This is a genomic window from Pseudomonas sp. ASL8 (genome assembly GCF_056680355.1).
In genome coordinates this window covers 2,090,349-2,103,655 of the sequence record NZ_CM155278.1, presented here as the reverse complement: position 1 = coordinate 2,103,655, position 13,307 = coordinate 2,090,349, and the positions used below count along the sequence as shown (strand labels likewise).

Annotated in this window: 10 protein-coding genes; 3 read left to right on the top strand and 7 right to left on the bottom strand. The window is 56.7% G+C overall.

Annotation, left to right across the window (positions count from 1 at the left end; translation table 11 throughout):
- The first annotated feature begins 5 nt into the window (after positions 1-5).
- Positions 6-407, top strand: coding sequence for a c-type cytochrome (locus AC1MEA_RS09475; RefSeq protein ID WP_480917558.1), 402 nt, complete (start codon positions 6-8; stop codon positions 405-407).
- Positions 408-535: 128 nt separating this feature from the next.
- Here AC1MEA_RS09475 and AC1MEA_RS09470 read toward each other — a convergent pair whose 3' ends face one another.
- The gene (locus tag AC1MEA_RS09470) at positions 536-850 is read right to left on the bottom strand and encodes a cupredoxin domain-containing protein (RefSeq protein WP_449633905.1); all 315 of its coding nucleotides are present in this window, start codon (positions 848-850) and stop codon (positions 536-538) included.
- Between the two features lie 13 nt (positions 851-863).
- Positions 864-1,835, bottom strand: a complete 972-nt coding sequence (locus tag AC1MEA_RS09465) for a metallophosphoesterase family protein (RefSeq protein ID WP_480917556.1) — start codon at positions 1,833-1,835, stop codon at positions 864-866.
- Between the two features lie 159 nt (positions 1,836-1,994).
- Here AC1MEA_RS09465 and AC1MEA_RS09460 point away from each other — a divergent pair, with 159 nt between their 5' ends.
- Together AC1MEA_RS09460 and AC1MEA_RS09455 are read left to right on the top strand one after the other, a co-directional pair.
- Entirely contained in the window at positions 1,995-2,507 is a 513-nt protein-coding gene (locus tag AC1MEA_RS09460; protein ID WP_480917555.1) for a sigma-70 family RNA polymerase sigma factor, read from the top strand.
- Entirely contained in the window at positions 2,500-3,255 is a 756-nt protein-coding gene (locus tag AC1MEA_RS09455) for an anti-sigma factor family protein (protein ID WP_480917554.1), read from the top strand. The genes AC1MEA_RS09460 and AC1MEA_RS09455 overlap by 8 nt, the downstream gene beginning before the upstream one ends.
- A gap of 16 nt (positions 3,256-3,271) precedes the next feature.
- On the opposite strand, the gene cysC is transcribed toward AC1MEA_RS09455, so the two are convergent.
- The 5 genes from cysC to AC1MEA_RS09430 all read right to left on the bottom strand — a co-directional run bounded on the left by cysC (position 3,272) and on the right by AC1MEA_RS09430 (position 13,121).
- Entirely contained in the window at positions 3,272-3,880 is a 609-nt protein-coding gene (gene cysC / locus AC1MEA_RS09450; protein WP_480917552.1) for an adenylyl-sulfate kinase, read from the bottom strand.
- 2 nt (positions 3,881-3,882) lie between these two features.
- Positions 3,883-4,743: an alpha/beta hydrolase family protein gene (locus tag AC1MEA_RS09445; RefSeq protein ID WP_480917550.1), complete on the bottom strand. Its 861-nt coding sequence runs from the start codon at positions 4,741-4,743 to the stop codon at positions 3,883-3,885.
- A complete protein-coding gene (locus AC1MEA_RS09440; protein WP_480917549.1) occupies positions 4,740-6,836 on the bottom strand; it encodes a tetratricopeptide repeat-containing sulfotransferase family protein in 2,097 nt (698 codons plus the stop codon). Before AC1MEA_RS09440 ends, AC1MEA_RS09445 begins: the two co-directional genes overlap by 4 nt.
- Positions 6,837-6,963: 127 nt before the next feature.
- Positions 6,964-9,894 (bottom strand): autotransporter outer membrane beta-barrel domain-containing protein, encoded by a 2,931-nt coding sequence (locus AC1MEA_RS09435; protein WP_480917547.1) that lies wholly within the window; start codon positions 9,892-9,894, stop codon positions 6,964-6,966.
- A gap of 272 nt (positions 9,895-10,166) precedes the next feature.
- Complete coding sequence (locus AC1MEA_RS09430; RefSeq protein ID WP_480917545.1) at positions 10,167-13,121, bottom strand: autotransporter outer membrane beta-barrel domain-containing protein; 2,955 nt, start codon at positions 13,119-13,121, stop codon at positions 10,167-10,169.
- Positions 13,122-13,307 lie beyond the last annotated feature (186 nt).

The window sequence follows — 13,307 nt, the reverse complement described above, 5'->3', positions numbered from 1 at the left end:
TTCAAATGCAAACACGTAGAGCAGCACCCCTTCAGAAACTGGTCTTGACCGCGCTTACATGCATGGCGCTGACGCAGTTTGCATCGCCTGCGAGCGCCGCCGACGCGACTGCCGGAGCTGACTCGTTCGACGCCAACTGCTCGGACTGTCACAGCCTGGCCAAGCCGTTGAAAAACAAGAAAGGCCCCAGCCTGGTCGGCGTACTCGGTCGCCCATCGGCCAGCGTGCCGGGCTTCGACTATTCCGACGCCATGAAGGCCGCGAACCTGAAGTGGGCTGCAGACAAGCTCGACGCTTACATCGCCAATCCAAAAGCCGTAGTGCCCGAAGACAAAATGAAGTTCAAGGGCCTGCCGGATGCCAAGGAACGCGGTGATTTGATCGAGTTTTTATCGCAACAAAAGTAAGCGCTTCGCGGTGATCTTCAGCCGCTGATTCGCTTTGCAAGAAAGCCGCGCATTGCGCGGCTTTCTGCGTTTCCGAGGGTTCACAGTGACGGCCTTGCCATTTAGCCCCCACCCACCCATACAACTTTTTATTGAGTCACCCTGACGCTCCCGATCATTTGCGGGTGCAAGATGCAGAAATACTCAAATGTGCCGGGTATCAAGAACGTGTAGGAAAAAGAGTCATTGGTATCCAATGCCCCTGACCGGAACACCTTATTCACTTCAACGACCGTGTGGGGCACCTGGTCATCATTCACCCAGGTCACTTTTGTGCCAACCGCCACTGTTAGCTCTTTCGGCGAGTACATGAACTCTTTTATGTTGATTTGTATGTCTTGCGCCCACGTTGAGGCCGAGGCCAACAAGCCGCTCAGAGCAAGCATCTGCGCATATTTTTTCATAGGGATAGGTTCATTAAATAAGCGTTGAGTTGATCAATGCCAAAGGGTGATCGCCTTGTGTCGCCTTGACGTCGGTGATCCCCAGATAATTGCGCAACTGATCGGCAGGCACAGTCATGGGACCGGGGGCAGGCGCAGTGCCAGGAGCCGGTTGGGGATAAGACGTAGCGCGCGCAGTGTGGAAGGTGATGTTTCCCTCGACCTTCTGAATGACTTGATGAATGTGACCATTGAGGACCGTCACCGAGCCATACTTACGAAGCATTGCGATGGCCTGATCACCGTCCTCGGTTCCCCACCCCCAAGGCTGATAGATAGTCCACAGCGGGATATGGGTGAATACAACGACGGGCGTGCTGGTTGCTACCGCGCGTAAATCATCTGCCAACCATTGCAACTGGTCAGCACCGAGCGTCGCTTCACGACCTGGCTGAAAATCAAAGACATTTACCAGACCAATGAAATGTACGCCATGGTCATCGAAGCTGTACCACCCGTTGCCTTTTGTGCCTTTACCATATCGAGCCAGATACGCTTTGCCACCGCCCTCATCAAGCGTGTCGTGCTCGCCCGGTACGTAGTGCACAGTCGACGGCAGGCGCCTCAGCACCTGATCGGCGGTGTCGAACTCTTCCTCTTTAGAGAGATGGGTAATGTCACCGGTGTGCAAAATAAGTGAGGGCTTTTTCGGCAGGGCGATGACCTTGTCGATTGCCAGTTGCAATGTTTTGAGCGGTTCGGGGTTCGCTTCTTTGTTGAAACCGATATGCGTGTCGCTTATCTGCACAAAGTGAAAGTCGCTGGCCAGTACATCTCCTTTCAATACCGCCCCGGCATCATCCAGTGCAAATGCACGCGGAATGCCACCGCTCATCACCCATAGCACCCCCGCGCCCGCCCACGCCGAGCATTTCAAGAGTTCTCTTCGGCTAAGACCGCGGCGTTCATCGGTCACGTCTTCAGGTGTGTTCGGACCCGTTTTCATAAAGACTCCTCAAGGTGTGGTTTGCAGTGAACAGGCTGTCAGGGTCTATAACTAGCGAAGGGGCATTTTTATTCCACGATCAAAAATATTGCGGCATGAGGGAATAAAACCGGCCGAATGAGAGTTGATAACGAGATGAGACTGAGCCACACAGCCGATATGAAGCGTTTTGATGAGCTGTTAGCGCCGCACATGGACGCGGCTTACAACCTCGCGCGGTGGCTCACCGCCAACGAAAGTGCTGCACATGATGTTGTGCAGGAAAGCGCTTTAAAGGCGTTTAAATTCCTCCATCGTTTTGAGGGCGGGAATGCCAAGGCGTGGCTGCTGACCATTGTCCGCAATGAAAGCTATAACTGGCTCAAGGCCTCGGCAGGCCACCGATGGGTCGCGATAGGTGAAGGCATATCGGAAGATGATATGGCGCTTAGTCATGCGCTGACGCCGGAGATTGACGCCATACGTACGGAAGATGCCGCACTCCTTCAGCAGGCACTCAAAGCCCTGCCACCGGTGTTCCGTGAGGTGATCGTTTTAAAGGCATTGGAAGACATGCCTTACAAGGACATTGCGAAGGTGACTGACGTACCACTGGGCACGGTCATGTCGCGGTTGGCACGGGCGAGAGCCATGCTCAAAACTGAATTTCTGAAGTTGTACCGTCATGAATGAGATGAACTGTGGTCTGTGCCACACGCTGATGCACGGCTATCTGGACAACGAGCTGGAAACGCCCGTGCAGGAACAGCTTGCCGAGCATTTGGGAAACTGTTCCGAATGCACGCAGCGACTCGAAGAAATGAAACGACTGGCACGTGCCGTAAAGGCACACGCCCCCTACTACAGAGCGCCCGTATCGCTTACCGAAAGCATACGTTCCAGCCTTCAATCGCCGCCCGCTTCCAAGACAAGTACCTGGAAGATGCTATGCAACTGGGGCGCCCCCGTTCTGTCAGCCGCAGTATTTGCGGCAGCACTATTCCTCTACGCAGAAACCCCGTCCAGTGACGACATCTGGACGGATGAAGCCGTCTCAAGCCATGTACGCTCACTCATGGGCGAGCATTTAATGGATATCGCTTCCTCCGACAAACACACTGTCAAACCCTGGTTTACTGGCAAACTTGATTTTTCACCCCCTGTGTATGACTTCTCCGCCCAGGGTTTCCCTCTCCTTGGCGGACGCCTGGACTATCTGCAGCATCAGACCGCAGCCGCACTCTCCTATCGCCATGACAAACACATCATCAACACGTTTGTTGTACCCACGACACAAGCAGACAGTGGACTGCAAAGCCAATCAAAACGCGGCTATAACATCGTGTCCTGGCGCCAGAACCACATGCGTTTCATCATCGTCTCCGATCTGGATAAACAACAACTGGAAACCTTGGGCCAACTGACTCGAAAGGGCCTGTAGGTTTAGCGGCGGAGTATCAGCTCCGTAACGGTTTACTGAGGGGGATATGGCTTGTCACGTAGTTAACCAGCTTCTCCAGACTCGCTGCGATCGATTCATTACCCGTGTCGAGGGTCAGCTCAGGATCCTCCGGCGCTTCATACGGCGCGCTGACACCGGTGAATTCAAGCAGCTCGCCAGCATGCGCTTTCCTGTACAGACCTTTAGGGTCTCGTGCCTCGCACGTCGCGAGGTCGGCTGCGATATGAATTTCGTGAAACACCTGCCCGATCGAATCACGTGCACGCGCACGGTCCTCGCGGTAAGGGGAAATAAACGCGGTGATGCAAATCAAGCCCGCGTCGGCAAACAAGGCCGCCGCCTCCCCCACTCGCCGTATGTTCTCGGTTCTGTCTCGCGCACTGAAACCGAGATTGGCATTCAGGCCTCTGCGCACGTTGTCACCGTCGAGCACATAGCAGGAATACCCCATCTCCGTCAGGGCGAACTCCAGCGCCATGGACAAAGAGGATTTACCCGAGGCGGAGAGCCCGGTCAGCCACAATACCGCGCCGCTATGGCCATAATGCGCATTGCGATCCGACGCAGTCAGCGAGTGCGGTACGGCGGTCAGGTTATTATTCATCGTCAGAATCCTGTGGAGCATAAAGGTGGGATCTTGAGCAGATCCGGCCAGCGGCCAGCCCAGTCGCTTTCATGATTCATGCCCGGCACGACATGAGTTTGTGCACATCGGCCGCCAGTGGCAGCGACGAAACGTTGCGCAATCAAAGGCGGCACGACCGCGTCATCGCCGCCACTGAAGTGGATCTGCGCGATGCTTGCTACTTGAGGGGCAACATCGATGGCATTGAGCGATCCCGGCATTGGCGACACATGGTGCAGGCGATTGACCTCGGCATGATCAAGGTTGCCGGCCACAGTACGCACTGATGCAACATCGTTACGCCTTGCCGCAATCAACACTGCCAGTGCGCCACCGCCCGAATACCCAACCAGATGGATGCGCTGCCCAGGGACTTGATCGGCGTAGTGGGTCACCGCCTGATTCATGGCAACGACGACTTCATCGGCGAAGCGCTTGTTGGTCCAGTAGTTTTTATCACAGCGTGGATTGGCAGCCATCGGCGTGAACTGGCAAGGACGCGCCAGATAAACCACGTTGGCCGCAGGGTCCGCCGCAGCCAACGCCAGGCCCAGCGCCTGATGCGGTGTCGGGTCGGCGGATGGCTCGGTACGCGAACGCCAGGCCAGACCATCGCCCTCGATGTAGACGGTCAATGGCAAGTCAGGACGGGTTATCCGGTAAAAGCTGGTCAGCACGAAGCTGTCGGTAGTGACCTGAGCACGACGCAAGTGCGCGGTTTGCGCCATGGCGTCGGCATGCAGGTTCGGGTCGGCGCAGCCAGCGAGCATCCCCAGCATCATGCACAAACACGCGAGCGCTCCCAACAGAAGGAACGGCCGCCGCGCACTTGAGTCTTTCATGCTTCGGTAATCCCCAGCGCCGCCAGCAATGGGCCGAGCTGTTCGGCATGAGCACGCCAGCGACCTTTGGACGTTTTGTAGATGGGTTGCCGCACCTGATTGACGCTCGCGGTACGTACCACGCGCTGGGTCTTGTGGAAGTCCAGACACGCGTCGTCCCACGGCAAATCGATAAAGTCGATCAACCGCTTCGCCTGACCTTCAAGGTCGTCCACCACCGACTCGTAGTCCACCTCAATAAAGCACTCGGCGGGCAACAGCTCGCGCCAATGCGCCATCAAGTCTTGGTAGTCGAGATGAAATTGCCCGAGTTCGGTCTGGTCGTAGGTGAACCGTTGCTCTCCGCCGAACTGCTTGCTGTAGCAGGACAGGCACGTGTCGACCGGGTCGCGGCGACAGTGAATGATGCGTGCGCCGGACAGGATCAACGGAATCAGACCCGCATAGAGAAAGTTGGCGGGCATCTTGTCGACGAGGCGATCGCGCCCCTTGGCCAGCGGCGTGATCCGTTCAAGGTACTCGCGGCCAATTCGGGCCAGATCGTCAGGTGAACAGGTTTCCGTGCTTTGCGGGAAAGGGCCCATGCTTTCGACCGCCAGGCGCAGCGACGACAGTTCTCCAGCACCCTGTACCTGCGGGTGGGAAGCCAAAATCTGCTCAACCAGACTGGTGCCGGAGCGCGGCATGCCAATAATGAAGACCGGCAGCGACGATGCCGCCCCCATCCCTTGACGCGCAGCGTGCAATTCGTCGGTGAAAACCTCTGCGATACGCTGCATCCATTGCTGTGTAGCACGGGGATCAAAAGCGAAGGTTTCACGCTTCAGGCGATTCCCCGTATCCAGGTGCTGGAAGGCGCGCGCCGAATCCCCCGTGTCGAGGTAAGCCTTGCCGAGAGCGAAATGGGTGGCGAGCTTGTCACTCAACAACAGACCTTCCGAGCGCGCCAGTCCAGCTTCCATCGCGGCAATATCGGGATCGTCGGCTTTGAATTTTTTGCTGTCAGAACGGCCAACCATCGCGCGAATCGATCCTGGAAACGCCAGCGCAACCTGTTCGAAAGCCTCTGCGGCTTCTTCCTTTCGGCCGCTTTCCAGGAATAGCGCAGCGCGTGCGAGCAACGCTTCTTCGACAACAGAACCAGGCAGTGCTGCTGCCTGATCGAAGTGTCCCAATGCCTCATCGTGTAAACCGAGGCCCTGTAGCACATTGCCCATGGCGTTATGGACGCTTGCGTCATCGGGTGCCAATGCCAGCGCCTGCCGCGCGCATAGCAGCGCCTCGTCGAACCGCTCTGCTTTTCTCAAGACAAGGGCGCGTGCCGTAAGGCCACCCACGTGATCGGGCGCAAAGGCGTGCAGTGCATTCAACCAGCGCAAGGCCTCACCCAGTTGCAGGCGCTGGGTCTCGGCCTCCGCGATGTTCAGGTACGCGTCGGCCAGGCGTGGATTGAGCTCAATAGCCCGTCGCCCGGCAGCCACTGCATCGTCGAAGTGTCCTTGTGAACTCAGCAAAAAAGACAAATTGCTGTGTACCTCGGCGTAACCAGGGTCGAGAGTCAACGCCTGTTTGTAATGCCACTCGGCTCGATCCTGTCGATCCAGGCGCCGATACGTATTGGCCAGATTGTTGTGCGCTTTTGCCGCGTCGGGACACAGGGTCACGACACGCTCGAGGCACTCAAGACTGGCGTCCAGTTTGCCGCTTTCCTGCAAAATAATGCCCAGGTTGCTCCAGGCATCGACCAGCGCAGGGTCCAGCGCAACGGCCTGTCGGCCAGCCTGTTCGGCCTCGACCAGCAGACCCCTTTGCCGGCACATTTCAGCCAGATTGCTGAAATAGGTCGCTGGCGCGCCCAGTGCCTGGCAAGCCTGGCGCATATAGTTGATGGCCAGATCCAGCCGACCAAAAGCGTGTGCGATCAGCCCGAGTAAATGCAAGGCGTCGGCCTGCTGGGGCCATTTGGCCAATATGCGCAGACACAGGTGTTCGGCCTGTTGTGCCTGACCCGAGTTCCAATGCGTATAAGCCAGCGTAACGGCTTCAGACATCGTGAGTTGCGGGCCGTCGAAAGACGTTGGTGTACCGCTCATACAGGACCTTCTAAAAGAGGTGGGCACTATGGCGTAACGGATTCGTATCCGCCGTCGCCCAGAATCTAAAACGCCCACTTTCTATGACAGCAAAATGGGCGTTAACCACTAAACCGAATTTAACGGATTAGAAGTCCCAACGCACCTGCACATCGCCGGTGTTGGCAGCGTAACCGCTGGCCGCTTCAAGGGTGTACTTCGCCCCGACGCTCAGGTTCTGGCTGCGCATCAACGTCACGCCAAGGGCCAATACGCCGGTGTCGGCGATGGTTTTCGCACCCGTGGTGGTGAAGCTGGTGGCACCCGAAGTATCGGCCGCATAGTTGGAAACCGACTGCAGGCCTTTGTCATGGTACTCATGACGCCAGGTCAATTGCGCCGATGGCACTACGTTGCCATATGGCGTGCCGAACGAACGCTCCAGCTTGGCACCCAGGTCGCTCTTCAGCGAACCGATATTGTCGGCGTTGACGCTCAACGCTGCGCCGCCGCCATCTTTCTCGGTGTAGCTGTCCTGGCGCAGGGTGCTGTAGGTCAAACCGGCAATCGGTGTCAGCACGGTGTTGGCCATCTTCGAGCCAAGATCGATCGGGTAACCGGCCAATACCGAGGCGATGTACTGCATGCCATCGTGTTGGCCTTTGGCGGTGCTGGTAAAGCCGGGGAAGCTGACTTCACGCGTGGTGTCGTATTGGTGCTGAATCGCACCGAGCGACATGTCCACATACCAAGGGCTGCCGGTGTAGCTGGCGTAGCCGAACAGACCGTAGGACTTCACATCGGCCGAGCTGCCGGAGTTATTGCCGTCGTTGTTCACTGTGGTTTTGGTGTAGCTGAACACACCACCCGCACGCCAGCTGTCGTTCAGCGCAGCGTCCGCACCGAGCAGCATGCCGCTGTAATGAGCGTGGTAGCCCGCGACATCATCGCGCTCACCCAAGCGAGAGGTGCCGCCGAAGCCCTGGCCCCAGAGCCCGGTGTTGCTGGCGCTTTCGCCAGTGGACACACCGCTGCTGCCGATCTGAGAGGTGCGCAGAACATCCATGTGCGCGCCGGTGACATTCAGCACTTGCACGGTGGAAGCAGTAGACGCCTGAGTGGCCGCCGACAGGGTCGCGGTCGGGCTCAACTGGGCGCCAGCGCGGTTACCCGCTGCGGAAGAATCAAGCGCGGCAGCGGCGTTGAACAGGTTCATCACGCCGGCATCATAGCCGCTGTAATTGAACAGTCCGGCCAGGGTCGCGTTGCCACCAGTGCTGGTCGCCTGATTGATCGGGGCATAGTCCGGCGTCGTCGGCGTGACCGGGGTGGTGACCGGTATTGCACTGCCCAGGGTCAGCAGCAGGTCAGTGTTGCTGCCATCCACCACGCTGCTACCCGTCACGTTATAACCCGCTGCGGTGTAATGAAGGTTGCTGGCGTTATAGTTGGTACCGGTAGTGTTGGCCTGAACCACAACATACCGCTGGCCTTGGGCAAAGCCATACGTGCCCAGCTGTTTCAAACCGATCGAGGAACCCGCCGCAATGTTCGCGCTACCGGATACCAGCAAACGACCATAGCCGTCGGTGGAGCTCACAATACCCGTGTTGGTGACTGCGTTGTTACCCACCCCGAGGATTAGACTGGCATTCGCAGCCTGAGAGTAATTGCCGGTGATGTTGATCGAGTTGTTAACTTGCAGGGTGGACCCGGAGTTAGACACCGTACCCGTACCGACATCTATATGATCGTTGAGCAATTGATTGCCGGCGGCAAAAATCAGGTTGGAGTGGGTGTTGGTGATCTGGCCGATATCGCTTGCCCCAGTACCACCACTGTAGCCAGTGAGCAGGCCATAGGTGGAGCCGGTGCCGCCGTTGATCGTCAGGTTTTGCGTGGCGTCATTCTCGATCGCGCCCGCGAGGGTGCCGGAGTTGGTAACCGTACCTAGGGTACCGCTTGAAGCATTGTAAATGGCATAGCTCGCGCCACTGATGATGCCGCTGTTGCTTAGCGCGCCGATGCTGCCACTGTTGTAAATACCAGAGCTGACACCGCCCTGGATAGTACCGCTGTTGCTCAGCGCGCCGATGCTGCCACCGTTGTAAATGCCATAGCTGCCACTGATGATGCCGCTGCTCGCGTTGCTCAGAGAGGTAATGGTGCCGTGATTCGAAATACCCGCATAGCTACCGATAATAAGGCCACTGTTGCTTAGCGTGCCGATGCTGCCTGTGTTTCTGTTATAAATGCCAGAGCTGACACCGCCATGGATAGTGCCGCTGTTACTGAGTATGCCAATGCTGCCACCGTTGTAAATACCAGTGCTGCCGCCAATGACGTGGCCGCTATTGCTGAGTATGCCAATGCTGCCGCCGTTGTAGATTCCAACATTGTCGCCACTGATGGTGCCGCCGATGGCGTTGTCCAGCGAAGTGATCGTGCCTGTGGAGCTATTGTAAATGCCACTGATATTGACAGCTCCGCCCGCGCCGACTGTGCCGGTGATGGTCCCGCTGTTGCTGAGTGTGCCAATGTGGCCGTCGTTGTAAATCCCAGCAGTGCTGCCGCTGATGACGCCGCCGCTAAGGTTGTTCAACGAAGTGATGGTGCCGGTGCCGGTGCCGAGATTGTAAATGCCAGTGTAACTGCCCGTGATGGTCCCACTGTTGTTCAGGGTGCCGATGTGCCCCTCGTTGGCAACCCCATGACTCATGCTGCTTCTAATGACGCCGCCGCCAAGGTTGTTCAGCGAAGTAATGGTGCCGGTGCCGTCATTGTAAATGCCACTGAGACTGCCCGTGATGGTCCCGCTGTTATTCAGCGTGCCTATGGTGCCGCCTGTGTTCGCAAAGCCGGTATAAATGCTAGTGAACACGACTGAGTTATCCAGCGTGTCGACAGGGATGCTGTTGGTCGCCCCCATCGTATCCGCCTGAACCTGTCCAACCACCAGTGTGGAAGTAATGGCGATGGCCAGGATCGTCAAACGGCTTGGCGTTCGTGATGGATGCTGTTTAAACGCGTGCATACGGTGTTCCCCGGAAAAGTGTTGTTGTTGTAGCAAGAGCGACATTGCGAATTCCGGGATCGTCCATGCAGAGCAGCCTCACCCCCCTGAATCACAACTGTGTTGGCAGGTATTTTTGCGCGAGTGTGCGTGACCTTTCGGCGAGGTCTTGACCGTGCGTCTCAGTTTTTGAATTATTTTTACTAAATGCTTCAGATAAATCAGCGCAACGGCAGTTGTTGGCCAAGGGGATTTTCGTCCACTGCCGCCCAGAATCCAAAACGCCCACTTTCCATGACAGCAAAGTGGACGTTAATCGTTAAACCGAAGTTAACGGATTAGAAGTCCCAACGCACCTGCACATCGCCGGTGTTGGCCGCGTAACCGCTGGCCGCTTCCAGGGTGTACTTCGCCCCGACGCTCAGGTTCTGGCTGCGCATCAACGTCACGCCAAGGGCCAATACGCCGGTGTCGGCGATGGTTTTCGCACCCGTGGTGGTGAAGCTGGTGGCACCCGAAGTATCGGCCGCATAGTTGGAAACCGACTGCAGGCCTTTGTCGTGGTACTCATGACGCCAGGTCAGTTGCGCCGATGGCACTACGTTGCCATATGGCGTGCCGAACGAACGCTCCAGCTTGGCACCCAGGTCGCTCTTCAGCGAACCGATATTGTCGGCGTTGACGCTCAACGCTGCGCCGCCGCCATCTTTCTCGGTGTAGCTGTCCTGGCGCAGGGTGCTGTAGGTCAAACCGGCAATCGGTGTCAGAACCATGTTGGCCATCTTCGGACCTAGATCAATCGGGTAACCCGCCAATACCGAGGCGATGTACTGCATGCCGTCGTGTTGGCCTTTGGCCGTGCCGCTAAAGCCAGGGAAATTGATTTCACGCGTGGTGTCGTATTGGTGCTGAATCGCACCGAGTGACATGTCCACATACCAAGGGCTGCCGGTGTAGCTGGCGTAACCGAACAGGCCATAGGACTTCACATCGGCAGAACTGCCGCTGTTGTCACCATCGTTATTCACCTTGCTATTGGTGTAGCTGAACACACCGCCCGCACGCCAGCTGTCGTTCAGTGCAGCGTCCGCACCCAGCAACATACCGCTGTAATGGGCGTGGTAGCCCGCGACATCATCGCGCTCGCTCAAACGAGAAGTGCCGCCGAAGCCCTGGCCCCACAGCCCTGTGCTGCTGGCGCTTTCGCCAGTGGACACACCGCTGCTGCCGATCTGAGAGGTGCGCAGAACATCCATGTGCGCGGCGGTCACATCCAGCACTTGCACAGTAGCCGCAGTCGACGCCTGAGTCGCTGCCGTCAGGTTCGACGTCGGGCTCAACTGGGCCCCGGCGCGGTTACCGGCTGCCGAGGAATCCAGCGCAGCGCCGGCGTTGAACAGGTTCATCAAGCCGGCGTTGTAGCCGCCATAATTGAACAGTCCGGCCAGGGTCGCGTTGCCACCAGTGCTGGTCGCCTGATTGATCGGGGCGTAAGACGTTGGTGTCGTCTCTGGCGGTGTAATGGGTGTAATGGGTATCGCACTGCCCAGGGTCAGCAGCAAATTAGTATGGCTCCCGTCGACCACACTGGTTCCGACCACCGTGGCACCCGCCACGTTATAACCCGCAGCCGTGTAATGCAGAGTGCTGGCGTTATAGTTGGTGCCGGTCGTGTTGGCTTGAACCACAACATACCGCTGGCCTTGGGCAAAGCCATACGTGCCCAGCTGTTTCAAACCCACCGTGGAACCCGAATCAATATTCGCGGTACCGGACACCACCAAGCGACCATAGCCGTCGTTGGTACCGGCAACGCCGGTAGTGGTTACTGGGTTGCTGCCTACCCCAAGGATCAGGCTGGCGTTGGTGCCTTGGTTGTAATTACCATTGATATTGATCGAGTTGTTAACTTGCAACGTGGCGCCTGTATTGGCTACGGCAAATGTACCCACATCGATATTGTCGTTGAGAATTAAATTGCCGGAACCGAAGACAAGATTGGAGTGTGTATTGGTGAGCAGGCCAATATCAGAGATCCCGGTGCCGGCACTGAACCCGGTGAGCAGGCCAAAAGTAGAACCACTTCCGCCATTGATTGTCAGGACGTTGCTGGAATCATTCTGGATCGTGCCGGCGATAATGCCGGAGTTTGTGACCGTACCCAAGGTGGCATTTGAACTGTTGTAAATGGCATAGGTGCCACCGCTGATGGTACCGCCGGTAGCGTTGTCCAGTGCACTGATAGTGCCGTAATTCTGAATCCCCCTTGCACCACCGTTAATAAGGCCGCTGTTGATGAGTATGTCAATCTGGCCGCTGTTGTTAATGCCAACGCCACCACCACTGATGGTGCCTCCGACAGTGTTGTTCAGCGCGGTGATGGTGCCGTAAGTGTAAACCCCCGCCCACACCCCCTTAATAAGGCCGCTGTTGGTGAGTGTGTCAATCCGGCCGCTGTTTTCAATCCCATAATAGTAGTCACCACTGATGGTGCCGCCGATAGCGTTATTCAGCGCGGTAATGGTACCGTAATTCTGAATCCCCAACACCCCCCCGCTAATAAGGTTGCTGTTGGTGAGTATGTTAGTCAGGCCTATGTTTTCAATCCCAACGCCACCACTACTGATGGTGCCGCTGTTGTTCAGTGTGTCAATGATACCTTCGTTGTTAATACCATTACCATAGCCAAAACTAGTACCACTACTGATGGTGCCGCTGTTGTTCAGCGTAGTAATGGCACCCTGATTGTTAATACCCGCATTGTAACCGCTAATGCTGCCGCTGTTACTCAGCGTGCCTATGGCGCCATTGTTGTTATTGTTAATGCCATTGCCGTTACTGGTACTGCTGATGCTACCAGCGGTGGAATTGTTTAGCGAGACAATGGTACCCTGATTGTTAATACCCTCATTGGCACTACTGATGCTGCCGCTGTTATTCAGCGCGCCTATGGTGCCATTGTTGTTAATGCTAATGCCGCTACTGCTACTGCTGATGCGGCCAGCGGTGGAATTGTTCAGTGAGAGAATGGTGCCCTGGTTGTTAATACCCGTATTGGAACCACTGATGCTGCCACTGTTATTCAGCGTGTCTATGGTGCCGCTTGTGTTCACAAACCCAGCAGTACCGCCAATGAAGGTGGCTGAGTTTTCCAGCAAGGTGACGTTGCCGCTGTTGGTCGCCCCCATCGTATCCGCCTGAACCTGTCCAACCACCAGTGTGGAAGCAATGGCGATGGCCAGGATCGTCAAACGGCCTGGTATTCGTGATGGGTGGTGGTTAAACGAGTTCATGCAGTGTTCCCCGGAAAAGCGTCGCTGATGCTGCAAAGGGTTTCGCGATTATCGGGAACAGTCATGCAGCACGACACATTCCCTCGGATCGCCATCTTGCTTGCAACTATATGTATGGCAGTGTGCCACTTATTTGTAGGACAGACTCGATCTATATCTCAGCGTTGAATCTATTTTTCCTGCAAA